The sequence below is a fragment of the Acuticoccus sp. I52.16.1 genome, assembly GCF_022865125.1.
Classification (GTDB): Bacteria; Pseudomonadota; Alphaproteobacteria; order Rhizobiales; family Amorphaceae; genus Acuticoccus.
This window is the reverse complement of sequence record NZ_CP094828.1, coordinates 3,695,136-3,719,817: the sequence shown is the minus strand read 5'-3', so window position 1 is coordinate 3,719,817 and position 24,682 is coordinate 3,695,136. Positions and strand designations below refer to the sequence as shown.

22 protein-coding genes are annotated in these 24,682 nt (G+C 70.1%); 9 read left to right on the top strand and 13 right to left on the bottom strand.

Annotated features, from left to right (window positions below):
- Together MRB58_RS16785 and MRB58_RS16780 are read left to right on the top strand one after the other, a co-directional pair.
- On the top strand, positions 1-1,338 hold the full coding sequence (locus tag MRB58_RS16785) for a DUF6005 family protein (RefSeq protein ID WP_244782024.1): 1,338 nt from the start codon (positions 1-3) through the stop codon (positions 1,336-1,338).
- Positions 1,339-1,536: 198 nt separating this feature from the next.
- Positions 1,537-3,192 carry a BCCT family transporter gene (locus tag MRB58_RS16780; protein WP_244778253.1) on the top strand — a complete coding sequence of 552 codons (1,656 nt, stop codon included), beginning with the start codon at positions 1,537-1,539 and terminating at the stop codon, positions 3,190-3,192.
- Between the two features lie 47 nt (positions 3,193-3,239).
- Here the strand turns inward: MRB58_RS16780 and MRB58_RS16775 are convergent, their stop codons facing one another.
- From MRB58_RS16775 to dctP, 12 genes are all read right to left on the bottom strand, one after another.
- The gene (locus tag MRB58_RS16775; protein WP_244778252.1) at positions 3,240-5,186 is read right to left on the bottom strand and encodes a cytochrome c3 family protein; all 1,947 of its coding nucleotides are present in this window, start codon (positions 5,184-5,186) and stop codon (positions 3,240-3,242) included.
- A complete protein-coding gene (locus tag MRB58_RS16770) occupies positions 5,186-6,487 on the bottom strand; it encodes a hypothetical protein (RefSeq protein ID WP_244778251.1) in 1,302 nt (433 codons plus the stop codon). Before MRB58_RS16770 ends, MRB58_RS16775 begins: the two co-directional genes overlap by 1 nt.
- Positions 6,484-8,088 (bottom strand): VWA domain-containing protein, encoded by a 1,605-nt coding sequence (locus MRB58_RS16765; RefSeq protein ID WP_244778250.1) that lies wholly within the window; start codon positions 8,086-8,088, stop codon positions 6,484-6,486. Before MRB58_RS16765 ends, MRB58_RS16770 begins: the two co-directional genes overlap by 4 nt.
- A complete protein-coding gene (locus MRB58_RS16760) occupies positions 8,085-9,068 on the bottom strand; it encodes a VWA domain-containing protein (RefSeq protein WP_244778249.1) in 984 nt (327 codons plus the stop codon). Before MRB58_RS16760 ends, MRB58_RS16765 begins: the two co-directional genes overlap by 4 nt.
- Positions 9,065-9,550 (bottom strand): DUF4381 domain-containing protein, encoded by a 486-nt coding sequence (locus tag MRB58_RS16755; protein ID WP_244778248.1) that lies wholly within the window; start codon positions 9,548-9,550, stop codon positions 9,065-9,067. Before MRB58_RS16755 ends, MRB58_RS16760 begins: the two co-directional genes overlap by 4 nt.
- Positions 9,547-10,524 (bottom strand): DUF58 domain-containing protein, encoded by a 978-nt coding sequence (locus tag MRB58_RS16750; RefSeq protein WP_244778247.1) that lies wholly within the window; start codon positions 10,522-10,524, stop codon positions 9,547-9,549. Before MRB58_RS16750 ends, MRB58_RS16755 begins: the two co-directional genes overlap by 4 nt.
- Before the next feature lie 10 nt (positions 10,525-10,534).
- Entirely contained in the window at positions 10,535-11,569 is a 1,035-nt protein-coding gene (locus tag MRB58_RS16745) for an AAA family ATPase (protein WP_371747195.1), read from the bottom strand.
- Positions 11,566-12,468, bottom strand: a complete 903-nt coding sequence (locus MRB58_RS16740) for a polyphosphate kinase 2 family protein (protein ID WP_244778246.1) — start codon at positions 12,466-12,468, stop codon at positions 11,566-11,568. The genes MRB58_RS16745 and MRB58_RS16740 overlap by 4 nt, the downstream gene beginning before the upstream one ends.
- 112 nt (positions 12,469-12,580) lie before the next feature.
- Positions 12,581-14,176, bottom strand: a complete 1,596-nt coding sequence (locus MRB58_RS16735; protein ID WP_371747194.1) for an arylsulfatase — start codon at positions 14,174-14,176, stop codon at positions 12,581-12,583.
- 361 nt (positions 14,177-14,537) lie between these two features.
- Positions 14,538-15,833 carry a TRAP transporter large permease gene (locus MRB58_RS16730; protein WP_244778245.1) on the bottom strand — a complete coding sequence of 432 codons (1,296 nt, stop codon included), beginning with the start codon at positions 15,831-15,833 and terminating at the stop codon, positions 14,538-14,540.
- Entirely contained in the window at positions 15,833-16,378 is a 546-nt protein-coding gene (locus MRB58_RS16725) for a TRAP transporter small permease (RefSeq protein WP_244778244.1), read from the bottom strand. Before MRB58_RS16725 ends, MRB58_RS16730 begins: the two co-directional genes overlap by 1 nt.
- Before the next feature lie 28 nt (positions 16,379-16,406).
- The gene (gene dctP / locus MRB58_RS16720; RefSeq protein WP_244778243.1) at positions 16,407-17,414 is read right to left on the bottom strand and encodes a TRAP transporter substrate-binding protein DctP; all 1,008 of its coding nucleotides are present in this window, start codon (positions 17,412-17,414) and stop codon (positions 16,407-16,409) included.
- Positions 17,415-17,603: 189 nt separating this feature from the next.
- Between dctP and MRB58_RS16715 the strand changes: the two genes are divergently transcribed.
- Genes MRB58_RS16715 through MRB58_RS16690 form a run of 6 tightly spaced genes read left to right on the top strand, consistent with a single transcriptional unit; the run spans position 17,604 to position 22,192 of the window.
- Positions 17,604-18,302, top strand: coding sequence for a GntR family transcriptional regulator (locus MRB58_RS16715; protein WP_244778242.1), 699 nt, complete (start codon positions 17,604-17,606; stop codon positions 18,300-18,302).
- A gap of 46 nt (positions 18,303-18,348) precedes the next feature.
- Complete coding sequence (gene aroQ / locus MRB58_RS16710) at positions 18,349-18,801, top strand: type II 3-dehydroquinate dehydratase (protein ID WP_244778241.1); 453 nt, start codon at positions 18,349-18,351, stop codon at positions 18,799-18,801.
- Positions 18,798-19,844, top strand: a complete 1,047-nt coding sequence (locus MRB58_RS16705) for a Gfo/Idh/MocA family protein (protein WP_244778240.1) — start codon at positions 18,798-18,800, stop codon at positions 19,842-19,844. The genes aroQ and MRB58_RS16705 overlap by 4 nt, the downstream gene beginning before the upstream one ends.
- A gap of 5 nt (positions 19,845-19,849) precedes the next feature.
- Positions 19,850-20,683, top strand: a complete 834-nt coding sequence (locus tag MRB58_RS16700) for a shikimate dehydrogenase (RefSeq protein WP_244782021.1) — start codon at positions 19,850-19,852, stop codon at positions 20,681-20,683.
- A gap of 8 nt (positions 20,684-20,691) precedes the next feature.
- Positions 20,692-21,459, top strand: coding sequence for an HpcH/HpaI aldolase/citrate lyase family protein (locus MRB58_RS16695; RefSeq protein WP_244778239.1), 768 nt, complete (start codon positions 20,692-20,694; stop codon positions 21,457-21,459).
- Positions 21,460-21,484: 25 nt separating this feature from the next.
- On the top strand, positions 21,485-22,192 hold the full coding sequence (locus tag MRB58_RS16690) for a transporter substrate-binding domain-containing protein (RefSeq protein WP_244778238.1): 708 nt from the start codon (positions 21,485-21,487) through the stop codon (positions 22,190-22,192).
- On the opposite strand, the gene MRB58_RS16685 is transcribed toward MRB58_RS16690, so the two are convergent.
- Entirely contained in the window at positions 22,176-23,066 is an 891-nt protein-coding gene (locus MRB58_RS16685; protein ID WP_244778237.1) for a LysR family transcriptional regulator, read from the bottom strand. The genes MRB58_RS16690 and MRB58_RS16685 overlap by 17 nt on opposite strands.
- A gap of 113 nt (positions 23,067-23,179) precedes the next feature.
- On the opposite strand from MRB58_RS16685, the gene MRB58_RS16680 reads away from it, so the two are divergent.
- A complete protein-coding gene (locus MRB58_RS16680) occupies positions 23,180-24,679 on the top strand; it encodes a CoA-acylating methylmalonate-semialdehyde dehydrogenase (RefSeq protein WP_244778236.1) in 1,500 nt (499 codons plus the stop codon).
- Positions 24,680-24,682: the final 3 nt, after the last annotated feature.

Genomic DNA, 24,682 nt, shown 5'->3' with positions numbered 1-24,682 from the left:
ATGACCATGACCATGACCAAGACCGAGATCATCGCCGCCATCCGCACCGTCCTGACCGAGCGGTTGAACAACCGTCACGTGGGTGCGTTCGCGCCGCAGGCCCGGCTCGGCCCGGACCTGGCGCTCGACTCGCTGATGACGATGAACCTCCTCCTCTTCCTGGAGACCGACCACGGCCTCGTCGCGCCGGAGGCCGCGATCGCCACCCGCGCCGCCGAGACGGTGGAGGAATTCGCCGACCTCTTCCTCGCCGTGCCGGAGGAGGCCGCCGCCCCGCCCGCCGAGATCGTCGCCCACAACGCCGCCGACGAGGCCGCCCGGCGCGAGGGCGTCCACGGCGAGGACTATGTCGACATCAAGGTCCACTGCTTCGTGAGCTGCGTGGCGGATGCGATGAAGCGAGCGCCGGGGATCGACCAGCGCCCGCTTTATTTCGGCGTCTGGGATGCGCCTTTCATCACCGGCGACGGCTCGTTCGTAAAGTACCACGAGCCAGGGATGCGGCAGGAATTCTTCCGCACATGGGCCGAGCGGCTCTACGGCTGCACCGTGCGCGCCTGGTACGACGAAGCGCGCACCAAGGCCGAGAACACCGCCATCATGAAGCGCCTTCTCGCCGCCCGCACCGCGCACGAGGACGTGATGGTGATGCTGGACATGTTCCACCTGCCGGGGCGGGAGAACATCTTCAACAAGAACCCCTTCCCCCACTACCTGCTGCTGGAACGCACCGAGGATCCGGCCACCTGGCTGGTCCGTGACGTCGACTACCGCTGGGAGGGGCGCATGCCCGCCGCGGACGTCGTCGACGCGATCGAGCAGCCGAGCGTCGAAGGCGGCTACCTGATCGACCGCAGCACGGCCCACCCGCCGCGGCGCGACGATCTCGCCGCCTATTTCGAGGCGTGCATCGAGCGGGACCGCAACCCGCTGATCGAAGCCCTGCGGCGCATCCTCGACGTTCACTCGGGGATCGGCGGCAGCCTCGCGGCGCTGGAGGCGGCGGTCGCGGAGTTTCCCATCCTGCTGGTGCGCAAGTACGCCTACGAGCACGGCTTCGCGGTGTTCTGGCGCGCTCTCGAACGGGACTCCGCAAGCTTCGAGGCGTGGTGCGACGAGATCGAGGCGCTCATCCAGGGCCTGCGCGCGCTGAACTACGATCTCCTCAAGCTGTCGCGCACCGAGGACCGCACCTTGCTGCCGGCCGTCCGCGCCGCACTCGACGCGCTGGACCGGCGCGAGTTCGCCATCAAGGCCGGCCTGATCGAGGCCTACGCGGCCTGGTGGGCGGCGACGGCCGAGACCGCGCAGCCGGTGCGCGAGACGGTGGCCGGCTGAGCCCGGCCCCTCAGCGGCGGGCGGTTCGAGTGCGTCGCCCATACACAAGAATACATCCGTGTAGTGCGCGCATCCGCAATGAACATGAACCTTTTCTATGCGGCGACGTTGACTGAACGACCGAACAGGGCGCGACGTCCTGCCGCGTAGTTCCAAGATGTGCGGCCGGGCGTCTCGTCGCCAGCACAGGACGATCGCATGGCCGACCAGGTCCGTATTGCGCGGATGGGCATCTTTCCCAAGGTGAGCCCTCCGGTATTTGGCATATCTGCCGCATTGATTCTCGGGTTCATCCTCTTCGGCTCGCTCTTCACCGAGACGGCGAAGACGCTGTTTACAGGCGCACAAGACGTCATCACCGTTCATTTCGGATGGTTCTTCATCATCCTCGTCAACGCGATCCTGGTGCTGTGCCTGTACCTCGCATTCGGCCGCTACGGGGACATCCGCCTGGGCAAGCAGACGGAGGAGCCGGAATACAAGCTCGTCTCCTGGAGCGCGATGCTGTTCAGCGCCGGCATCGGCATCGGCCTCCTCTATTGGGGCACCGCCGAGCCGCTCTTCCACTTCTTCAGCCCGCCCCTGACCGCGGCGGAAAGCCAAAGGGCGGCGTCGGAGGCGATGGTCTTCGCCTTCCTCCACTGGGGGTTCCACGGCTGGGCGGTCTATATCCTGGTGGCGCTCTCGCTGGCCTATTTCCACTTCCGGCGCGGCCTGCCGCTGGCGCCGCGCTCCGGGCTCTTCCCGCTGATCGGCAACCGGATCTACGGGCCGATCGGCCATACGGTGGATATTCTCGCCGTGTTCGGCACGATGTTCGGCATCGTCACCAGCCTGGGCCTCGGCGTGATGCAGATCAGCGGCGGCCTCAACCACGTCTTCGGCACGCCCGATACGACGTGGATGCAGGTCACCATCATCGCCTTCATCACCGCACTGGCGACGGTTTCGGTCTTCCTCGGCCTCGACAAGGGCATCAAGCGCATCTCCAACTTCAACATCATCCTGTCGATGGTGATGCTGGCGTTCGTGATCGCCGTCGGCCCGACGCTCTTCATCTTCGACAGCTACGTCGAGAACATCGGCAACTACCTGCATGCGCTGGTGGAGCGCTCGTTCTGGAACGAGGCCTATTCCGGCGGCGACTGGCAGGGGACGTGGACGATCTTCTACTGGGCGTGGTGGGTGTCGTGGAGCCCGTTCGTGGGCATCTTCATCGCCCGCATTTCGCGCGGGCGCACGATCCGCGAGTTCGTGCTCGGCGTGCTCCTCATCCCCTGCGCGATCCTCTTCCTGTGGTTCACCGCCTTCGGCGGCACCGCGATCCACATGGAACTGAACGGCAATCCGGGGCTGATCGAGGCCACGCAGGAGGACTACGGCAACGCCGTCTTCAAGCTGATCGAGTTCTTCCCGATGAGCAACGTCCTCGCCGTCGTCATCATGGTGATGATCGTCGTGTGGTTCGTCACCTCGTCCGACAGCGGCAGCTTCGTGATCGACATGCTGACCGCCGGCGGCGACCGCGATCCGCCGAAGATCCAACGCATCTTCTGGGCGACGACCGAGGGCGCGGTGGCGGCGGTGCTCCTGGTGGCGGGCGGTCTCAACGCCCTGCAGGCGGCCGCGGTGGTGGCGGGCTTCCCCTTCGCCTTCGTGCTGATCGCTCTCGCCTGGGGGCTGATGCGGGCGCTCGGCCGCGACAAGCTGATCCTCTACCGGCAGGAGCAGCTCTATCGCTCGGCCGAGGAGGTCGAGGTGAACACCCCGTCCGCCATCAAGCACTGGGAGGACACGGCGCCGGAGCCCCGCACGGCGCCCCGTGGCGACGCCGTCCCCGCGCCGGCCGAGTGACCGCGTAAGAGGGCCGGCGCCGCGGCGGCGCTCCCGCAGGCCGTCCCTCACTGCACTCCGATCTGCTCCTGCAGCGCCGCGATCGACGGGTCTTCCGGATTGCGCGCCGCCGCCTCGGCCAGCACGGCGCGCACCGCGTCGGGGCCCTCGGTCGCGGCGGCGATGCGCGCCAGCATCACCCACGCCTCGACCCGCTGCGGGTCCATCCGCACCACCTCGCGAAAGGCCGCGTTGGCCGCGGGCACGTTGCGCAGGACGAGCGCCATGCCGCCCAGTTGCAGATGTGTCTCGGGAAAGTCGAAGTTGGCGCGCAGCTTGGCCCGCCATTCGCCCATCGCCACGCCGAGGTCTGCCGCGATCGCCTTCGGCAACCGCGCGATCGGCGCGTCGAGCAGCGCCCGCGCCGCCTCCATGCGCACCGCGCGCGACGGATCCGACAGGCTCTCCACCAGCGCCAACACCCGCTGCTGCGGCTCGGCGAGGCGCTGCACGCCGACCGCCGCCGTGCGCACCAGCGGATCCGGGTCGGCGAGATAGTCGCGCAGCCGCTCCGCCATCTCCGCCGCGCCGGACTGGCCGAGAAGCTCCAGCGCCGAGGCGCGCGCGATGGCCGGCACGTCCTCGTCCTCCACCAGCTCCGCCAGCGCGTCCGCCGCGCCGGCGGGATCTGCCCGCCCCGCCGCAAGGACGGTGCCGAAGTGCGGCCCGCGATGGTTCGAATCGGGGAAACGCGCGGCGATCTCGGCCGCGGCCCAGGTGGCGTCACGGTCGGTGTGGCAGCCGGTGCAGGCCTCCGGCGCGCCGGTGGCGGCGGCAAGGTCCGGCCGCGGCACGCGCAGCGAGTGGTCGGCCCGCCAGTCGTTCCCCATGTAGACGCGCTCGGGCATGTGGCACGACTTGCACGCCGCGCCCGCCGTCCCCGTCTCGTGGAAGGTGTGCGCGGGCGTGTCGTAGGCGGCCGGCCGCAGGGTCGGAAAGTCCGGATTGCCGGCGGGGCTGTGGCACTGGGTGCACACGGCGTTGCCCTCCGCCCGCAGCTCCGCGCGGTGCGGGTCGTGGCAGTCGAGGCACGTCACCCCCCGCGCATACATCTTCGACTGGAGGAACGAGCCGAGAACGTAGACCTCGTCCAGGATCTGCCCGTCGGCGTGATATCGGCCGGGCCGCAGGACCGAGAGACCGTACGCGTCGTGATAGGGCGTCCCCGCGGGCACGCTGTCCGGCAGGAAGGCCTCGCGGCGCGAATGGCAGCCGCCGCACTGGAAGACCGTCGCATCCGCGGTGGCGTAGGGCTGCATCAGCGCGTAGGCGCCGTCCGCGTCGCCCGGCACCCGTTCCGCCGCGCCGGCCCAGGCGACGTGCGCGGCGCCGGGCCCGTGGCACGCCTCGCAGCCGACGCCGATCTCCACCTGCCGGGAGGCGAAGGTGTGCGCCGCGGGGTCGTAGTTCTTCTCGAACCCGGTGGCGTGGCACACGGCGCAGCGGCCGTTCCAGTTCTTGTACGGGCCGGTCCAGTGCAGCCCGTCGTCCGGCGGCAGGTCCTGGTCGGGGTAGAGGTGGAACCACCCCGTCCCACCCTCGCTGTCCCACACGACGTCGAAGCTCTGGAGCCGCCCCGGCTCGGTCTCCAGGACGTACTGCTGCAACGGCTCCACGCCGATCACGGAGTGCACGCGGTAGTCCGTCGTCACGCCGTCCGTCTCGGTGACGTCGACGTGGTAGCTGCCGTCCGGGTCGACACGAAAGCGCGCGGTCATGCCGTCATGCTCGAACTGCGTGCCGTCGAAGTCGGCGACGATGGTGTCGGGACCGGGCTCGGTCCAGGCGAGGGCGTGGTGCGAGCCGGACCACGCGGCCGCCGCGTCCTGGTGGCAGGCGGTGCAGGCGGGGCTGCCGACGTAGGCCGGCGTGCCGTCGTCGGCCGCCGCCCCTCCCGATTGCGCGAGCGCGGGCGCGGCCAGGAGGAGCCACGTGAGAGCGATCCATTTGAGCATCAGGTCCGTGCCGGGGCGCCGGGGTTGAGAGGCGGCAGCGCGGCCGGACGACGGTGCGCCAGCGTGCGGTGACGCACCGCCCGCAGCGCCGCGGCGAGACGCTGCCAGACGGCGCCGTCCGCCGTCGCGCCACCAGGATGGTCACGATAGTGCATTTCGCCGAGCGCGGTGAGCGCAGCGACGAGATCGGCGTCGCGGCGGGGGTCGGTGGGTGAGCGCGCGGCCCAGGTGTCGAGCGCGGGGCGCAGGCCGGCATCGTCCTGCGCGCGCACCGTCCGCACCAGCGCATGAAAGGCGTAGGCCTCGGACGCGCGCCGCGCCGCCCGCCGTGCCGCGATCGCGCGGACCAGCGGCGGGCCGGCCCGCCGCAGCACCAGCAAGAGCAGCGAAAGTCCCAGCACACCCGCCGCGGCGACGAGGCCGATGAGGCGCCAGTCCCGCGGCTCCCGGCGCGTCGCCGGCGGCCCGTCGACCTGGACCGCGAACCCGTCCACCGTCGCGGTCTCCACCGCCTTCCTGGCGAGGTTGTACCAGTCGAGCGAGATCGCGGGCGCCGCGCCGGCGCCGCCGCCTTCGGCCACCAGCGTCACCCGCTCGGTGCGCGTGCCGGAGATGGTGCCGCGGTCGGTCGCCTCCTCCAGGACAGGCTCGTCGGGATAGGCGCGCACGCCGGCGATCTCGGTCGCCGGCAGGAGGCGCGGCAGGAACATCGGCGAGGTGCCGGAGATCTTCGCCTTCACCGTGCGCGCCACGCTGTCGCCCGGCTTCATCGCATCCGCACTGCCGGAGACGTCCTGCGTCAAAGTCAGCGCCTGGGCGGCGATGAACGGGTCGAGGCCCTCCGCCCCCTCCGGCACGGTCCCGGTCAGCGTGATCGCGTCCAGCGCCAGCGGCACGGTGCGGGGGGTGTTGTCGTCCGGGTCGGCGTAGGTGACGCCCACCTCCCCCGGCGGCAGCCGGATCGGGCCGGGCACCATCGGCGACAGCAGATAGCGGCGCGACACGCCCGACCACGTCTCCCCGCCGATGCTCTTGCTGGTGGGGCCGGTGGAAGCGACGCGCACCCAAAGGTTAGGCGCCTCGAGACTGGGCCAGACCGGCGGCTTCGGCATGAACGTCGGCACCAGCACGGTGACGCGCAGGGAGACGGCCTGGCCGGGGATCGCCTCGTCCGCGCTCAGCTCCGCCTCGATCCGCGGCGCCGCCGCGTCCGCGGCGCCCGTATCCTGCCCTGCGTCATTCTGGGCGAGGGCCGGGGCGACCAGCAGCAGAAGTGCCGCCAGCGCGGCGCGCCACCTCACCGCGCCGCACCGGGATCGCGCTGCGCGGCTTCGAGCTGGAAGCGCTGGCGCAGGAAGTCGCCGGTGCGGGTGTCGACCGTGTTCATCCACTGCTCGGTGGTCATCAGGCCGGCCCCTTCCTCCTGCGGCGCCTTCATCTCGGTCTCGACGCCGCGGTCGGCCTCGTTGTCGTACACCACCTCGTCGGCGCCGATGCCACGGTCCTCGCCGGTGTCCGATGCCTCGCGCGCCGCCTCGACGTAGGCGACGATCGCCTCGGCGGTAGAAAGGTTCTGCGCCGCGCCCGGATAGTCCGGGTCGCGCTCCAGCGCCGTCTGGAAAGCGCGCACGCCGTCGCGATATTTCTGCCCCTTCAGCGCCGCCATGCCGCTGATGAAGGCCGCCTGCGCCGTCTCCACCCGCGCCAGAACCGTCATCGCCTCGGCATATTGCCCGTCGCGATAGAGGGCGTAGCCGCGCCACAGCGGATCGACGAAGAGTTCGGCCGCGCGGCGGTACCGGCGCGCCTCGAAGGCGTGGCGGCCCTGCTGGTCCGGAGTGAGGAACCAGTCGACCACGCCGGCCGAGGCCGGCGGCGGCGCGGCGAGGACCAGCCCCGCGGCGAGCGCCAGGGCCCACCGCGTGGTCCACCCGCGCCGGAACCAGAAGAGCAAGATCAGCGCCGCCGGGATCGCCAGCCAATGGCCCTGGTCCTGCCAGGGCTGGTCACCATCGGCGAGCATCGCCTGGCGGTAGGCCGCGTTGAGGGTACGGTCGATCTGGCGCACGTCGCCGTCGTCGGGCGTCTGGCGCACCACCGGGACGGATAGGGCGTCGAGGCCCCGGTCGTCGGTCCCCGGCGGCAGCATGGCGAGCACCGCCACCGCGGCGGGACGGGCGGGCGCCGCCGGCGGAGCGTCCGCCTCACCCCCCGCCGGCTGCGGCGCGGCGGGCGGCGGCGCAGGCGCGTTCCCGGCGAGGGTCGCGGCATCTGCCGGGTCGATCGTGTCGGCGACGACGAGCACGCCGCCGGGGCCGGTTTCGCCGCCCAACAGCCGCTCGGCCAGCGCCAGCCCGTCGCCCGCGCGCTCCCCCTCCACCGGCATCACCTCCGGCGTCAGGCCTTCCAGGTACGGGACCATCACGCCGGGATCCTCGGTCATCGGCACCACCACGTGCGCGGTACCGGCGTAGGCGACCAGTGCCGTCCGCGCGCCGGCCCGCAGGTCCAACAGGTCGCGGATCTTCTGCTTGGCGCGCTCCAGCCGCGAGGGCGCCACGTCCGCCTCCTCCATCGAGGGCGCCACCTTGAGGACCACCACCATCGGTGCCGACTGCGCCACGAACGGGTCCGGCATGCGCGACCACGTCGGCCCCGCCGCCCCGACCACGACCAGCAGCAGCATGGCCGCCACCGTGTCGATCGCGGTGACGCGGCCGCCGCCGTGGGCACCGACCGTCAGCGCGGCGCGCAAGTGCGGGGCGATCCCCTCGCCCGGCACGTCGCGGCGCGTGCGCGTGGCACGCACCCACCACCACAGCGCGACCACCAGCGGCACCAGCAGCAGCACCACCGGGCGGATGAAGTGAAACGCCTCGAGGATCAGCCGCAGCTCGCTCATGCCGCCACCCGGCGACGCGCGGTGAGCTGCAGGCCCGCCACCGCGGCGATCCCGATCAGCGCCGCCAGCAGCATCGGCACGAAGGCGAGCGACTGGCGCGGGCGATAGGAGAGCGTCTCCACCTCCCGCGGCGCCGCGGCGTCGATCCGCTCGTAGACCGCGCTCAGCGCATCCTCGTCGGCGGCGAAATCGTAGGACCCGTCGGTGCGCCCGGCGATCTCCTGCAACGTCGCGATGTCGACCCGGTCCTCACCGGTGGCGTTCGGATCGCCCACGCCGATGGTGAAGATGGCGACGTCCTTGCCGCGTGCGATCTCGGCGGCGTTGACGGGGCTCATGCGGCTCGCGGTATCGCTGCCGTCCGACAGGAGGATGAGGAGGCGCTGCTCGATGTCGCTCGCCTCGAAGGTGCGGATCGCGAGGCCGATGGCGTCGCCCAGCGCCGTGTGCGGCCCCGCCATGCCGACCTCGGTGCGATCCAGCAGATCCAGCACGGTGGAGAGATCCTCCGTGAGCGGCGCCTGCACGTAGGCCTTGGAGCCGAAGACGATCAGCGCCATCCGGTCACCCTCGCGCCCCGCGACGAAGGTTCGCACGACGTCCTTCACGGCCGCGAGGCGCTGCTGCGGCTGCCCGTCGGGGCCGGCGAAGTCGCGTGTGTCCATGGAACCGGAGATGTCGATCGCCAGCACCACGTCGCGGGCGGCCTTCGTGATCTCGACCGGCTCACCGACGCGCTCGGGTCGGGCGAGCGCCAGGACGACGAGCGCCCAGACCAAGGTCGCCGCCAGCATCTGCCAGCGCGAGCGCGACAGGATCACCGCGCCGGGACGCGGGTCGGAGCCGGCGGTGGCGACGATCTGGCGGAAGAACGGAAAGCGCAGCGCCGGCACCCGCTCGCGATGCGGCGGCAACAGGCGCCACGCCAGCAGCGGCAGCGGCAGCAACAGCAGCGCCCAGGGCCAACCGAGGACGATCACGCCGCCGCCTCCCGCACGCGGTGGCGCCGCACCCAGCGTGCCGCCAGTGCCGCGACCTCGGGCGAGGCACCGCCGTCACCGCGGTAGGGTGCGGCGATCAGCGCGCGGCCGGGACCGCCGCCGAAGCCGCCGTCGCCACCGGTCTCGTCCAGGAAGGCGAGCCACGCCTCGCCCGACAGTGCCGCCACGCGCTCGCGCGGCCACGCCGCCAGCGCCGTGCGCCGCAGCACCGTGGCGATGCGGGCGGCATCGTCGCCCGCGGCGGCGAGCTCGGCCAACGCCGCGCGGCGGTAGGCGTCGGCCCGCCAATGCCGCCACCAGCGCCAGGCCCCGAAGGCCGCCGCCACCAGGACGAGCGCCGCCAGCACCGCCCAGCCGGCTGTCTCCGGCATCATCGAGACGGGCGCAGGCGGCTGCGGCTCGACGAGCTGGTCCAGCAGGTCGACGAGGCTTGGCGGGGCGGTCGCGGTCTCCTCGTTCATCGCGGACCGAGCCCCATCAGCCGGCGCATCTGCGGCAGCGTCTCCTCGGCGGCCGAGAGCGGCAGCACGGCGACGCCCAGCGTGCGCTGCCAATCGAGGATCGCGGCGAGCCGGCCGGTCGCCATGTCTTTCAGGCTCTCGTGGGTGGCGTGGTCGCCCATGTCGATCTCGGCCTGCAGCTCACCGTCGGAGACGACGAGGCGCAGGCCCTTCGGCAGGTCGCCCGCGAACGGATCGCTGACGAGGCCGAGCACCAGGTCGTTGCGGCGCGCGAGGCCGGAGACCAGCCGGCGCGTCTCGTCGTCGACGACGTCGAAGTCGCTCAGGACGATGACGAGGTGGTCGCGCGGGGCGAGCGCGGCGACGCTGCGCAGCACGCGCGTCAGCGGCATCGGTTCGGCTGGCGGCGCGTCCGCGGCCAGCAGCCCGTTGGCGTCGGCGAGCGCCGTCAGCAGCCGGTCGAGCGCGCGGCGGGTGCGCTGCGGCCGGATCTCGGCGATCGCCGTGTCGCCGAAGACGATCCCGCCGACACGGTCGCCCTGGTCGAGGATGCGGAAGGCGGCGAGCGCGGCCGCCTCCGCCGCCGTCACCGCCTTCATGTTGAGCACGGAGCCGAAGAACATCGACATGCGCTGGTCGACGACGAGGAGCGCCGGTCGGTCGCGCTCCTCGGTCATCACGCGCACGTGCGGGATGCCGGTGCGGGCGGTGACCTTCCAGTCGATCGAGCGCACGTCGTCGCCGGGGAGGTAGTCGCGCAGCTCCTCGAAGTCGAGGCCGCGGCCGCGCAGGCGGGAGGCGTGGCGCCCGTTGAGCACCGAGCGGGCCGGCTGGCGCGGCAGGAAGGTGAGCGCGCGTGCCCGCCCTTCCAGCGCGCGCAGGTGAGCGAGAGTCACATGCACGCGCGGGTCGGCCTCACCCCGCGGTATCGGCGCCAGGGTGCCGGTTCGGATCCGTGCGGCCCGGTCGCGCATCGGCCCTCCTTTACGGCAACGCCACCTGGCGCACGATCTCGGCGACCACCGCGTCGGGGGTGACGCCCTCGCCCTGCGCCTCGTAGCTGAGACCGAGACGGTGGCGCAGCACGTCCGGCGCGATCGCCCGCACGTCCTCCGGGTCCACGTAGTCGCGCCCGGCGAGCCAGGCATGGGTGCGCCCGCAGCGGTCGAGCGCGAGCGAGGCACGCGGGCTGGCCCCCACCTCGATCCACCGCCCGAGGTCGTCGCCGAGGGCGTCCGGCGCACGCGTCGCGTTGACGAGGTCGGCCATGTACCGCTCCATCGCCTCGGCCACGTGGATCGCGCCGATCTCGCGCCGCGCGGCGAACACGGCGGACTGCGCGATGGGCGCCGCAGCCGGCGCGCCGACGGCGGCCGCGCCGGCCCCGTCGGCCTGCGCACCGGCGGCGATCTCCTCGCGGCGGACCATGCGGATCACTTCCACCTCGTCTTCGACGGGCGGGTAGGTGATCATCACGTGCATCAGGAAGCGGTCCATCTGCGCCTCGGGCAGCGGGTAGGTGCCCTCCTGCTCGATGGGGTTCTGCGTCGCCATCACCATGAAGAGCGGCGGCATCGTGTGCGTCTTGCCGGCGACCGTGACCTGCCGCTCTTCCATCGCCTCCAGGAGGGCCGCCTGCACCTTCGCAGGCGCGCGGTTGATCTCGTCGGCGAGCACGATGTTGGCGAAGATCGGCCCCGCCTCGAAGCGGAACGAGCCGCCGCCGTCGGCCTGATAGTAGACCTCGGTGCCGGTCACGTCGGACGGCAGGAGGTCGGGCGTGAACTGGATGCGGCTGAAGTCGCACTCGAGGTTCTTCGCCAGCGCCTTGATGGCACGGGTCTTGGCCAGGCCCGGCAGCCCCTCCACCAGGAGGTTGCCGTTGGCCAGCAACCCGATCAGCAGCCGCTCGATCACCTCGCGCTGGCCGACGATCGCTTCGCCCATCCGCCCTCGCAGCGCCTCGATCGCGGCGCGGGTGTCGCTCTGGGGCGTGGCGGGCTGGGCCTCGGTGCTCATGGCGTGATCACTTGCGGTTGCGCCTCGTCGAGTTCGCGCATCAGCGTCTCGCGCGCATGGTGCATGCGCTCCAGCTCGTCGAGGTCGGAATCGGGGAAATGCGGATCGATCCGCCGCAGCGCCTCCAGGATGGCGCACGAGATCACCAACCGCGAGTACCACTTGTTGTTGGAAGGCACGACGTGCCACGGCGCATAGTCGCGTGCGGTGTTGCGGATCATGTCGTCGTAGGCGGCCATATAGTCGCCCCACAGCGCCCGCTCCTCGAGATCGGAGAAGGCGAACTTCCAGTTCTTCGCCGGCGTCTCGATCCGGTCCAGCAGCCGGCGCGCCTGCTCGTCCGGGGTGATGTGCAGGAAGAACTTCAGCACCACCGTCCCGTTGCGCGACAGGTGCCGCTCGAAGTTGCGGATACTCTTGAAGCGCTTCTTCCAGATCGACGGCTCGAACGCGATGCGCTGGTTCGCCAGGTACTCGGGGTGGACGCGCACCGCCAGCACCTCCTCGTAGTGCGAGCGATTGAAGATGCCGATATGGCCGCGCGCCGGCAGGGCCACCGCGTGGCGCCACAGGAAATCGTGGTCGAGCTCGCGCGCGCTGGGCGACTTGAACGAGCGGACCTGGAAGCCTTGCGGGTTCATGCCGGACATGACGTGCTCGATCGCACTGTCCTTGCCGGCGGTGTCCATCGCCTGGAGGATGACGAGGAGCGAGGTCTTGCGCTCGGCGTAGAGCCGCTCCTGCAGGTCGCTCAGGTCGGAGACGTTGGCCGCCAGGAGGTCCTTGGCCTCGTCCTTCTCGATGTCGATGCCGTCGTGGTCGTAAGGGTCGACGGTGTCGAGGCGGAAGCTCTTGCCGTCCTCGACCCTGTGGCGTGCTGCAAGCTTGGCGACGTCCATTCCCACTCCGCTTCCCGCGGCCCGTGACCGCCGCTGGGACGAGAGCCGGCACCGCACGGGCGGGACCGGCAGGCGTGCGCGCCGTGCCGCGAGGACACGGCGCGCGACGCCGTTACTGTGCGCCGGCCGGCGTCTGCAGCCGCTCGAGCACCTGCTCGAGGCTGAAGCTCGCCGCCTTCTGGCGCGGCGGGTAGTCCCGGAACGTGTCCAGGAAGTTCCCCACGTAGGCCTGGGCCGGGACCAGGAAGAAGATGTGGTCCATCAGCCAGTCGTAGTAGGTGTTCGACGTGCGGTAGGACCGCTCGTAGGGATCGCTGCGCATGTTGAAGATCAGCGGAACGCGCAGCACGGTGAACGGCTCGGCCCAGGCGCGCAGGGTGCCCCACGCCTTCTGCTCCATGAAGACGAGCTTCCAGTCGCGCCAGCGCAGCGCCATCACGTCGCCTTCGTCGGAGAAGTAGATGATCTCCTCGCGCGGGCTGGCGTCGGTCTCGCCGGTCAGCATCGGCAGGATGTTGTAGCCGTCGAGATGGACCTTGTAGTCGCGGTTCAGCGTTTCGTTGTGCACGCCCTCGAGGAGGTCGTCCTTCACCGTCTCGTTGCCGGCCATGGCGAGCAAGGTCGGCAGCCAGTCCATGTGGTGGACGATCTCGTTGGTGATCGAGCCGGCCTCCACCTTGCCCGGCCAGCGGACCATCGCCGGGACGCGCCAGCCGCCTTCCCAGTTGGTGTTCTTTTCGCTCCAGAACGGTGTCATGCCCGCGTCCGGCCACGTGTTCATGTGCGGGCCGTTGTCGGTGGAGTAGAAGACGAACGTGTTGTCGGCGATGCCCAGCTCGTCGATCTTGTCCAGGAACTGGCCGATATGCAGGTCGTGCTGGACCATGCCGGCCTGGTATTCGTTGAGGTGCCGGCCGGCCAGCTCGTCCGCCCGATCACGCATCTCCTGCGCGACGTGGGTGCGGAAGTGCATGCGCGTGCCGTTCCACCACACGAACCAGGGCACGCCCTCGGCGGTCTTGCGGTCGATGAAGTCGAGTGCGGCGGCGACCGTCTCGTCGTCGACCGTCTCCATGCGCTTCTTGGTCAGCGGGCCGGTGTCTTCGATCTCGCCGTCGGCGGAGGACTTGATCACGCCGCGCGGACCGTAGGCTTCACGGAAGGTGCGCCCGTCCTTCAGGACCATATCGCCCGGATAGTCTTCCAGCTCCGGCTCTTCTTCGGCGTTGAGGTGGTAGAGGTTACCGAGGAACTCGTCGAACCCGTGGTTCGTCGGCAGCATCTCGTCCTTGTCGCCCAGGTGGTTCTTGCCGAACTGCCCGGTCGCGTAGCCCTCGTCTTTCAGGAGGCCGGCGATGGTCGGATCCTCGACGCGCATCCCGAGGTCGGCGCCCGGAAGGCCCACCTTGGACAGCCCCGTCCGGAACACCGACTGGCCCATGATGAACGACGACCGCCCCGCAGTGCACGACTGCTCACCATAATAGTCGGTGAACATCATGCCTTCTGCGGCGATCCGGTCGATGTTCGGCGTCTCGTAGCCCATCAGGCCGAAGGTGTAGGCCGAGATGTTCGATTGACCGATGTCGTCGCCCCAGATGACGAGGATGTTGGGCTTGTCGGCCCCGCCCTCGTTCTGCGCCATCGCCGTGCCCGCGGTCGCGGCGAGCAGCAGTGTCGGCATGACGCGGATGAATAACGAACGCATGACCCCTCCTAAGCCCTATTGAGTGGGAGCCCAGCGTCGGTTGGCTCCGACACTCAGAATAGCTCCCTGTTGCAAGCTTCGCAATTTTGCATAACACGGCAACAACACAGCGCATCACAAGAAATTGACCCGCGAATTCGCGAATATTGTAGAAGTGTTCTTCCGTATCTCCGCGCCGCGCACAGAAGTATGGCCCGGTTGCGACAATGTGGGCTGCATTTAGACATACGCCCAAACACTCAGCACACGCGCCGACTGCACGAAGTTCGTGCAAGCCGTGATGAATGCGGTATAGCGTCGCGATGTCCGAGGTTCGTGCGCCGCGCCCTCGTGGAGGGCGCGGTCACCGGCCGGTGACCGTTCAGCCCTGGTAGCCGAACATTCGCGGCAGCCAGAGAGTGATCCCCGGCAGGAAGATGAGCGCCAGCAACGCTGCGATCAGAACGGCCAGAAAGGCCCAGATCTCGCGGATGATTTCCGCCAGCGGGATCCGTGTCACCGCGTTGATGACGAAGAGCAGGATGCCGTAGGGCGGCGTGATCAGCCCGATCATGCAGTTGACCACCGCCACCACCCCGAAGTGGACGAGGTCGATCCCCAGTTCGCGGCAGGTCGGAATGAAGAGCGGGATGATGACGAGGATGATCGTCGTCGCGTCCAGCAGGCAGCCGAGCACCAGGAGCAAGAGGTTCACGCCGAGCAGGAAGGCAATCGGCGACACGTCGAGGCCGACCATCGCGGCGGCCATCTGGCTCGGGATGTTCTCCGAGGCGACCACGTAGTTGAGGATCAGCGCCCCGCCGATGACGATTCCGACCGCCGCCGAGGAGCGCGCGCTCTCCACCAGGATCGAGTAGAGCGCCCGAAGGCTGAGCGCGCGGTAGAACACCGCCGCCAGCACCAGCGCGTACGCCGCCGCGACCGCGGCCGCCTCCGTCGGCGTGGTGACGCCGCCGTAGATGCCGTAGAGCAGAATCACCGGCATCAGGAGCGCGGGGAAGGCGTTGAGCGTCTTCTTCGGAAGCTCGCGCAGGGGGACGACCTCGTCGGTCTCGAACCCGCGGCGGGCGGCGATCAGCGAGTTCATCGCCATCAGCACCAGCCCCATGAAGAGCCCCGGCACGATGCCGCCCAGGAAGAGGTAGCCGATGGAGGCGTTGGAGACGAGCGCGTAGAGCACCATCGGGATCGACGGCGGGATGATCGGCCCGATGGTCGCCGAGGCGGCGGTGATCGCCGCCGCATAGCCGCGCGTGTAGTGGCCCGAGCGGACCATCATGTCGATGATGACCTTGCCGATCCCCGACGCGTCCGCCACCGCCGAGCCCGACATGCCCGAGAAGATCAGCGAGGCGACCACGTTGACGTGCCCCAGCCCGCCCTTGAAGCGCCCGACGACGGCGACGCAGAACCCCAGCAGCCGGTCCGAGATGGTCCCGGCGTTCATGATGTTGGCGGCGACGATGAAGAGCGGCACCGCCAGCAGCAGGAACGACTGGTAGATCCCGTCCACCAGCGTCTTGCCGACGATGCCGATCGACTGCCCGGCCGCGGCCACGTAGGCCATCGAGGCGACCATGATCGCGTAGGCGATCGGCACGCCGATGCCCGCCAGCAGGAACAGCGTGCCGACGAGGATGAGTAGCTCGACGCTCATCAGTCCGTGGTCTCGAGATGGTGGTGCGGCTCGCGGCCGACGCCGTGGCGGATCACCTCGACGAGGCGCCAGCCGTAGCGCAGCCCGACGACGGCCAGGAACAGGAAGTAGATCGAGTAGATCGGCAGCATCTTCACCGGCAGCGTGGCCGAAGACTTGATCCGCAGGATCCGCATCTTGCCGTAGGTCGGCTCGATCGACAGCCACAGCGCGGCCATGATGGTGAGGGCGCCGACGATGACGAAGACGCGCCGCACCTGCGGGCCGACGGCAAAGTAGATGATTTCGAACGTGACGTGGTCACGCTCGCGCACGATGAAGCTGTTGCCGAAGAAGATCGTCCACAGCCACAGCACCATGATGAGTTCGAGCGTCCAGCCGAAGGACGCGGCGTCGACCACATGGCCGAAGGTCCCGGAGAACCACGCCGAGCCGACGATGTAGCGCACCGCGATCTGCAGGACGAACGTGACGAAGATGGCGGCCATCATCAAGGCCGCCACCCCCTCCGTCAGGTGGGAGAAGATCCGCGCGATCAGCCGCATGGGTACCCTCGCCCTCCCGGCGCCGGCATCAGTGGCCGAGCGCGTTGATCTTCTCGAGGAGACCCTCCGGCCAGCTCGAGGCGAAGTCGGAGCTGAGGTACTCCTCCTGGACGTGCTTGCGGAAGGCGGCGACGTCCGGCTCGTAGATCGTCAGGCCGTTCTCCTCCAGGAAGGAGACGAGTTCCTCCTCCTTCTGGAGCTGGTTCTCGCGGCCGAAGTCCGCCGCGGCCCAGGCCGCGTCCCGCACCGCCTGCTGCTGCTCCTCGGTCAGGCTCTCGAACACCGCCTTGGAGAAGGCGATGAAGTTCCAGTCCACCAGGTGCGAGGTGAGCGCCACCTGGCAGGTGACCTCGTAGAACTTGGCGTCGACGACCGTCGGCAGCGGGTTGTCCTGCCCGTCGACCGCGCCGGAGGACAGGGCGGTGTACACCTCGGTGAAGGACATCGGCGTCGGATTGGCGCCCAGCGCGCGGCCCAGGAACTGCCACGCGTCGGTGCCCGGCATGCGCAGGTTGACGCCCGCGAGGTCGGCCGGCGTCGTGACCTTCAGCTCGTCCGGGCACTGGCGCAGGTTCACCTGGCGGCGGCCGAGATACATCGGCGCCAGCAGGATCACGCCCAGCTCGTCCTCGGCCTTCTGCTTGAAATCGTCGAACAGCGCGTCGTTGAAGACGTCCACCTGGTGCTGCGCGTCCTGCAGGACGTAGCCGGCGGTGAAGATCGAGAATTCGGGGAAGAAGGTCGCCAGCTCCTGCGCGGAGGTGATCGACATCTCGAGGTCGCCGGTGGCGATCGCTTCCAGCTCGGCGCCCTGGGCGAAGAGGGTGGCGTTGTAGTGCGGCTCGTAGCTGGCGAAGTCCGACACGGCGGGGCCGAACTTCTCGGAGAGCGCGACGGCGCGCTGGTCGGTCTCCGAGCTGACCGCTGACAGGCGGATCTGCACCTTGTCCTGGGCGAGGGCGCCGGTGGCGAGCGTCGCGGACAGTAGGGCGGTGGCGGCGCCGGCAAGCAGCCCGCGCTTGAGCGAAATGGTCATTGGTCTCCTCCCAGATGCCTTCGCACATGACTTTGGCGTCGGCATATTCAGGCGATGCCGCGCACCACCGCTTCTGCCAACGATCATCCGCAATGTCCAGACCATATCGACAGTCGATTAAGAAAACGATTTTATTGCAGAAGATCGACAGTCGGTGTTAGACCCTCCCCCGACCTGGGGATGAGACCGATGCGCAGCGCGGCAGGCAGCGGAAAGAGCAAAGCGACCGTCGCCGGACGCGTCGCCGACGAGCTGCGCGAGGCGATCCTGCTCGGCCGCCTCGCCCCGTCCACCAAACTCAAGCTCGACCGCCTGCGCGACGAGTACGGCATCAGCGTCTCGTCCCTGCGCGAGGCCGTCACCCGCCTCGTCGCCGACGGCCTGCTGGTCGCCGAGGAGCAGAAGGGGTACACCGTCGCGCCGATCTCGCTCGCCAATCTCGACGAGGTGACGCGCCTGCGTATGGAGCTGGAGCCGCTGGCCCTGCGCGGCGCCATCGCCAACGGCGGGCTCGACTGGGAGACAGACGTGACCGCCGCGCTCTACCGCCTCAACCACACCATCCGCGTGCCGGGCGACGAGGCGAGCGTGGAGGCCTGGGAGGTGGCGCACAACGCCTTCCACAAGGCGCTGATCGACCGGTGCGACATGCCGCTCCTCCTCAGCTTCCACCGCACCTTGATGAATATGAACGACCGCTACCGCCGCCTCTTCCTGGCGAGCGCGCAGGATCAGCGCGACGTCTCGGCCGAACACGCCGCGATCGCCGCCGCCGCCACCTCGCGCGACGCCGAGGCCGCCAGCGCCCTCCTCGCCGCCCACATCGAGCGGACCGGGCAGGCCCTGCGCCAACGCCTCGCGGACACCCTGCCGGCGGCCCTGCGATGACCCGTCACCCGACCACGACCGACCCCTCACGCCACCCGAGCCTGCCATGAGCCGCCTGATCACCATCCTGAACGGCCCCAACCTCAACCTACTCGGCAAGCGCCAGCCGCACATCTACGGGCACGACACGCTCGAGACCGTGGAGGCCAACTGCCGCGCCGCCTGCCCCGCGGGGTTCGAGGTCCGCCTCCTGCAATCCAACCACGAGGGACAGCTCGTCGACTGGATCCACGAGGCGCGCGGCACCTCGTGCGGCATCGCCATCAACGCCGGCGCCTACACGCACACCTCCGTCGCGATCCTCGATGCGCTCAACACCTTCGAGGGCACCGTCATCGAGGTTCACATCTCCAACGTCCACAAGCGCGAGAGCTTCCGCCATCACTCCTACATCTCGCTGCGGGCCGACGGCGTGATCGTCGGCTTCGGGATCGAGGGCTACGAGGCCGCGGTGCGCCGCATCGCCAACCTCGCCGCCGCGGCAGAGGCGTCGGCGTGACGCCGGCTCGCCTCGGTGTCGCGGGGGCGGGCCTCATCGGCTCGCGCCATGCCGACGCGATCGCCATCGCCGAAGGCGTGGTGCTGACGGCGATCGCCGACCCGGCCGAGGCGATCGGCCGCCCGGTCGCCGACAAGCACGGCGTTCCCTGGACGGCATCGCTCGGCGAGCTGATCGCGCGCGACGACGTCGACGGGATCGTCCTCGCCACCCCCAACCAGGTCCATGTCGAGGGTGGGCTGGCGTGCATAGCGGCGGGCAAGCCGGTGCTGGTCGAGAAGCCGCTGGCGAGCGACCTTTCCGAGGCGCGGCGCCTGGTGGAGACGGCGGAGGCGGCGGGCGTGCCGCTCGCCGCCGGCCACCACCGCCGCCACAACCCGCTGATGGACAAGGCGAAAGAGCTGGTCGACGAGGGCCGCCTCGGCACCATCGCCAGCGTCCAGGCGACCACCTGGTTCATGAAGCCGGACGACTATTTCGAGACGCCCTGGCGCCGCATGAAGGGCGCCGGGCCGGTCTACCTCAACCTCGCCCACGACATCGACCTGTTGCACATGCTGGTCGGCCCGGTGGTCAGCGTCATGGCGATGGAATCCAACGCGGTGCGCGGCAACGAGGTGGAGGAGACCGCGGTCGTCCTCCTCAAGTTCGCCTCCGGCACCCTCGGCACCGTCAACATCTGCGACACCGCCGTCACCCCGTGGTCGTGGGAGCTGACCGCGAGCGAGAACCCGGTCTACCCGGCGACCTCCGAGGATTGCTACTGGCTCGCCGGCACCCACGCCTCCCTGGCGATCCCCAGCCTCTCGCTCTGGACCAACCCGGCGAAGCGCTCCTGGTGGGAGCCGATCGCCGCGACCCGCTTCCCCTACCCCTTCGCCGACCCGCTGGTGGTCCAGATGGAGCAGTTCGGCGCCGTGGTGCGCGGCGAGGCGCCGCCGAAGGTGACGGGGCGCGACGGCCTCGCGGCGCTCGAGGTCATCGAAGCCGTCAAGACATCGGCCGCGACCGGCGCGCCGGTCCACCTGGAGGGACGGGGATGACGCGGCTGATCTCGGGCCACACCAAGCTGATCGCGCACCTCGGCGTGCCGACCGAGAGCTTCAAGGCGCCGATGATCTACAACCCCTACTTCGCCGACCGCGACATCGACGTCTGCGTCATGCCGATGGGGTGCGAGGCGGCGGATTTCCCCGCCTTCCTGCCGCTCGTCTTCCGCCTCACCAACATCGCCGGCGCGCTGATCACCATGCCCCACAAGGTGAGCGTGGTGGACCTCCTCGACGAGGTGTCGACCACCGTCAAAGTCTGCGGTGCCTGCAACGCGGTGAAGCGGGACGCCGGGGGCCGCCTGATCGGCGACATGTTCGACGGCGAGGGCTTCGTGCGCGGGGTAGAGCACAAGGGCCGCTCGTTCGCCGGTGCGTCGGTGATCGTCGTCGGCGCCGGCGGGGTCGGCTCGGCGATCGCCGCCTCGGCCGCCAAGGCCGGAGCCACCCGCCTCGCCGTCACCGACGCGCGCGCCGCCTCCGCCGAGCGGCTGGCGACCAACCTCAAGGCGCACTACCCCACCCTCACCGTCGAGACCGAAACCCGCGACCCGGCCGGGTTCGACATCGCCGTCAACGCCACCCCGATGGGCATGACCCCCGGCGACCCGTTGCCGATGGATCTGACCCACGTCGATCGCTCCACATTCATCGGCGAAGTGGTTATGAAAGCGGAGGAGACGCCCTTCCTCGCCGCCGCGCGGGCGAAGGGCTGCTCCACGCAGATCGGCACGGATATGTTGTTCGAACAAATACCGGCCTATCTCGAATTCTTCGACCTCCCCTCGACGACGCCCGACGACCTGCGCCGGCTCGCCAAGATAAAATACTGAGGAACCCCATGGACCTGCGCAGAAACAAGTTCAAAGCCGCCATCCAACGCGGCGAGCGGCAGATCGGCCTGTGGTGCTCGATGTCCGACTCCAGCGTCGCCGAGATGCTGGCCGGCTGCGGCTACGACTGGCTCCTGTTCGACACCGAACACGCCGCGCTCGACCCGATCTCGGTGCTGCCGCTCCTCCAGGCGGTCGCCTCCTATCCGGTGACGCCGATCGTGCGGCCGACCTCGCTCAACGTCGCCGAGATCAAGAAGCTGCTCGACTGCGGGGCGCAGACCCTGCTGGTGCCGCAGATCCAGAACGCCGAAGAGGCCAAGCTCGCCGCCGCCTCCGTCGCCTACCCGCCGCACGGTATCCGCGGCGTCGCCGGTCTCACCCGCGCCACCGGCTTCGGCGCGATCGAGGGCTACGCGGCGGCCGCCCGTGACGACATCTGCCTCCTCCTCCAGGTCGAGACCAAGAGCGCCCTCGACGAGCTGGACGCGATCTGCGCGGTGGACGGTGTCGACGGCATCTTCATCGGCCCGGCCGACCTCGCCGCCAGCCTCGGACACCCCGAGAACCCGCAGCATCCCGAGGTGAAGGCCGCCGTGTTGGACGCGGTGAAGCGCATCAAGGCCGCCGGCAAGCCCGCCGGCTTCCTGTCGCTCAGCCAGGAATGGAACCGCGAGATCGACGAGGCCGGCAGCCTGTTCACCGCCGTCGACGTCGACATCGCGATCCTGCGCCAGGGGGCCCTCGCCCGCGCCAAGGAGTGGAAGGGCGCGTGAGCCGGTGCCGAACGGGCGCTCGCGCATGAGAGATCTTCGGGGCGTGCTCGCGCCGTCCGGCCGCCTGCGCGCGGCGATCAATACCGGCAACAAGGCGCTGGTGCAGGAGGACGGCGGGCGCCTCCGCGGCGTCGGCCCGGCGCTCGCCGGTCGGCTCGCGGAGGAGATCGGCGTGCCGCTGGAGCCGGTCCTCTACCCCGGCGCCGGCAAGGTGGTGGACGCCGCCGCCGGCGGCGCGTGGTCGGTCGCATTCCTCGCGGTCGACCCGGCGCGTGCCGACCGCGTCGCCTTCTCCCGCCCGTACGTGACGATCGACACCACCTACGCCGTGCGGCCCGGCGGCCCGGCGACGCCCGCCTTCGTCGACGCGCCAGGGATGACGATCCTGTCGGCCGCCGGGTCGGCCTACGACCTCCACCTCGACAAGACGATCCGCCATGCCACCGTGGTGCGGGCCGACAGCCCCGGCGCCTCGATGGACCGCTTCGCCGCCGGCGAGGGCGACGCGGTCGCGGGCGTGCGCGCAACGCTGACGGCCCGCTTCGGCGGCTCCGAGGACGCCGTCGTCCTCGCCGAGGCTCTGGCGAGTGCCCACCAGGCGATGGCCGTCCCCGCCGCCCTCGCCGAGATCGTCCCGGACCTCGACGGGTTCCTCACGCGCGCCCGCGTCGATGGCTTCATCCATCAGGCGATCGCGGCGAGCGGCGCCCGCGGCCTCACGATCCCGGACTGAAGAGCGCCCGCTCGCGCTTCATCTGCTCGGCGAGAAAGTCGACCACCGCCGACAGACGCCGCGAGCCGGCGAGGTTCTCGTGCCAGACGGCGACGTAGCTGCGCACCGGCTTGCGGTCCGCCAGCAGCGGCACGAAGCGCGGATCCGCCGCCACCATGAAGTCGTGCAACAGGCCGATGGCGGCGCCCGAGGCGACCACCTCGCGCTGGCCGATCGCGGTCGCCACCTCGAACGCCGAGGTCCAGCCGCGCCACACCTCCTCGGCATAATTCAGCTCGGCCGTCGGAATCAGGTCGTCGACATAGCCGACGAGGCGGTGGCGGGCGAGGTCCTCGACCCGCTGCGGCGTCCCGTGTGCGGCGAGGTAGTCGCGTGTCGCGTAGAGGCCCAGCGTGTAGTCCGCCAGGCGCCGCGCCCGCAGCCGGCCCTTCTGCGGCCGGCCGATCATGATGGCGACGTCCGCCTCGCGCTGCGACAGCGAGAAGCTGCGCGTCAGCGGCACGAGTTGCACCCTGAGCGCCGGATAGCGCGCCCCGAGGAGCCCCAGCCGCGGCGCCAGGTAGGCGCTACCCAGCCCGTCCGGCGCGCCGATCCGCACGGTCCCGCCCGGCGCCGCCTCGACCGCCTTCAGCCGCTCGGCGGCAGCCAGCATCTCCGCCTCGACCCGCTCGGCCGTCTCCAGGAAGAGACGGCCCGCGTCGGTCAGCGCGGCGCCGCGGGTGGACCGCGCGAAGAGGCGCGCGCCGACCGCCTCCTCGAGCGCGGCGATGCGGCGCGACAGCGTCGCCTGACTGATGCCGAGTCGGCCGGCCGCGGCGAGCACCTGCCCCTCGCGCGCCACGGCGAGGAAGTGCTTGGCATCGTTCCAGTCCATCGCGCGCCCTCCCCACTTATGGCAATCTACGTATAACGGAGCGCCAGATCTGGCCCTTTATATTCAGTTTTGAGCGTCCCAATAAGAGGCGGAAACACCCTCGGAGGATTCTGATGAGCGAGATCGCACACTATATCGGCGGCAGCCGCGTCGCCGGCACCTCGGGCCGCAGCCAGCCGGTCTGGAACCCCGCCACGGGCGAGAGCGAGAAGACGGTGGCGCTCGCCTCGACGGCCGAGGTGGGCGCCGTGATCGCCGACGCCAAGGCGGCGTGGCCGGCCTGGGCCGCGACGCCGCCGCTGCGCCGCGCGCGCATCCTCGACCGCTTCAAGTCCATCCTGTGGGACCGCGGCGACCAGCTCGCCGAGGCGATCTCCGCCGAGCACGGCAAGACGCACGAGGACGCGCTGGGCGAAGTCACCCGCGGCCTCGAGGTGGTCGAGTTCGCGGTCGGCATCCCGACCCACCTGCAGGGCGACTTCTCGGCCAACGTCGGCACGGGCGTCGACTCGTTCTCTGTGCGCCAGCCGCTCGGCGTCGTCGCCGGCATCACCCCGTTCAACTTCCCGGCGATGGTGCCGATGTGGATGTTCCCGGTGGCCCTCGCCTGCGGCAACTGCTTCATCCTGAAGCCGTCCGAACGCGACCCCTCCGCCTCGCTCCTGATCGCCGAATGGCTGACCGAGGCCGGCCTCCCCGCCGGCGTCTTCAACGTCGTGCAGGGTGACAAGGAGGCGGTGGACGCCATCCTAGAGAGCCCGGACGTGAAGGCCGTCTCGTTCGTCGGCTCGACGCCGATCGCCTCCTACATCCACAAGACCGCGACGGCGAACGGCAAGCGCTGCCAGGCGCTGGGCGGGGCGAAGAACCACATGGTGGTGATGCCCGACGCCGACCTCGACATGGCGGTCGGCGCGCTGATGGGCGCGGCCTACGGCTCCGCCGGCGAGCGCTGCATGGCGGTCTCGGTCGCGGTCCCGGTGACGGACCAGGTGGCCGACGCGCTGATCGAGAAGCTGGTGCCGAAGATCGAGGCGCTGAAGGTCGGCCCGGCGAGCGACAAGACGTCCGAGATGGGCCCGGTCGTCACCAAGGCCGCGCAGGAGAAGATCCTCGGCTACATCGAGAAGGGCGAGGCGGAAGGGGCCAAGATCGTCGTCGACGGCCGCACCTTCACCCCGCCGCAGGGCTACGAGAACGGCTACTATGTCGGCCCGACGCTGATCGACGGCGTCACCCCCGACATGACGATCTGGCAGGAGGAGATCTTCGGCCCGGTCCTCTCCGTGGTGCGGCGCAATTCGTATCAGGACGCGGTCGACCTCATCCACGGCCACCACTTCGCCAACGGGACGGCGGTGTTCACGCGCGACGGCGACGTGGCGCGGTCGTTCGCGCAGGACATCGAGGTCGGCATGGTGGGCATCAACGTGCCGATCCCGGTGCCGATGGCCTTCCACTCGTTCGGCGGCTGGAAGGACTCCATCTTCGGCGACCATGCGATGCACGGCATGGAGGGTGTGCGGTTCTACACCCGCATCAAGACGACGACGATGCGCTGGCCCACCGGCATGCGCGCCGACGCCCAGTTCTCGATGCCGACGCTGGGCTGACGC

Excerpts from the sequence above, each read along its gene's own strand:
- MRB58_RS16785 (WP_244782024.1), top strand. The coding sequence starts at position 1 with ATGACCATGACCATGACCAAGACCGAGATCATCGCCGCCATCCGCACC.
- MRB58_RS16780 (WP_244778253.1), top strand. The coding sequence starts at position 1,537 with ATGGCCGACCAGGTCCGTATTGCGCGGATGGGCATCTTTCCCAAGGTG.
- MRB58_RS16775 (WP_244778252.1), bottom strand. The coding sequence starts at position 5,186 with ATGCTCAAATGGATCGCTCTCACGTGGCTCCTCCTGGCCGCGCCCGCG.
- MRB58_RS16765 (WP_244778250.1), bottom strand. The coding sequence starts at position 8,088 with ATGAGCGAGCTGCGGCTGATCCTCGAGGCGTTTCACTTCATCCGCCCG.
- MRB58_RS16755 (WP_244778248.1), bottom strand. The coding sequence starts at position 9,550 with ATGAACGAGGAGACCGCGACCGCCCCGCCAAGCCTCGTCGACCTGCTG.
- MRB58_RS16750 (WP_244778247.1), bottom strand. The coding sequence starts at position 10,524 with ATGCGCGACCGGGCCGCACGGATCCGAACCGGCACCCTGGCGCCGATA.
- MRB58_RS16745 (WP_371747195.1), bottom strand. The coding sequence starts at position 11,569 with ATGAGCACCGAGGCCCAGCCCGCCACGCCCCAGAGCGACACCCGCGCC.
- MRB58_RS16740 (WP_244778246.1), bottom strand. The coding sequence starts at position 12,468 with ATGGACGTCGCCAAGCTTGCAGCACGCCACAGGGTCGAGGACGGCAAG.
- MRB58_RS16735 (WP_371747194.1), bottom strand. The coding sequence starts at position 14,176 with ATGCGTTCGTTATTCATCCGCGTCATGCCGACACTGCTGCTCGCCGCG.
- MRB58_RS16730 (WP_244778245.1), bottom strand. The coding sequence starts at position 15,833 with ATGAGCGTCGAGCTACTCATCCTCGTCGGCACGCTGTTCCTGCTGGCG.
- MRB58_RS16725 (WP_244778244.1), bottom strand. The coding sequence starts at position 16,378 with ATGCGGCTGATCGCGCGGATCTTCTCCCACCTGACGGAGGGGGTGGCG.
- dctP (WP_244778243.1), bottom strand. The coding sequence starts at position 17,414 with ATGACCATTTCGCTCAAGCGCGGGCTGCTTGCCGGCGCCGCCACCGCC.
- MRB58_RS16715 (WP_244778242.1), top strand. The coding sequence starts at position 17,604 with ATGCGCAGCGCGGCAGGCAGCGGAAAGAGCAAAGCGACCGTCGCCGGA.
- aroQ (WP_244778241.1), top strand. The coding sequence starts at position 18,349 with ATGAGCCGCCTGATCACCATCCTGAACGGCCCCAACCTCAACCTACTC.
- MRB58_RS16695 (WP_244778239.1), top strand. The coding sequence starts at position 20,692 with ATGGACCTGCGCAGAAACAAGTTCAAAGCCGCCATCCAACGCGGCGAG.
- MRB58_RS16690 (WP_244778238.1), top strand. The coding sequence starts at position 21,485 with ATGAGAGATCTTCGGGGCGTGCTCGCGCCGTCCGGCCGCCTGCGCGCG.
- MRB58_RS16685 (WP_244778237.1), bottom strand. The coding sequence starts at position 23,066 with ATGGACTGGAACGATGCCAAGCACTTCCTCGCCGTGGCGCGCGAGGGG.
- MRB58_RS16680 (WP_244778236.1), top strand. The coding sequence starts at position 23,180 with ATGAGCGAGATCGCACACTATATCGGCGGCAGCCGCGTCGCCGGCACC.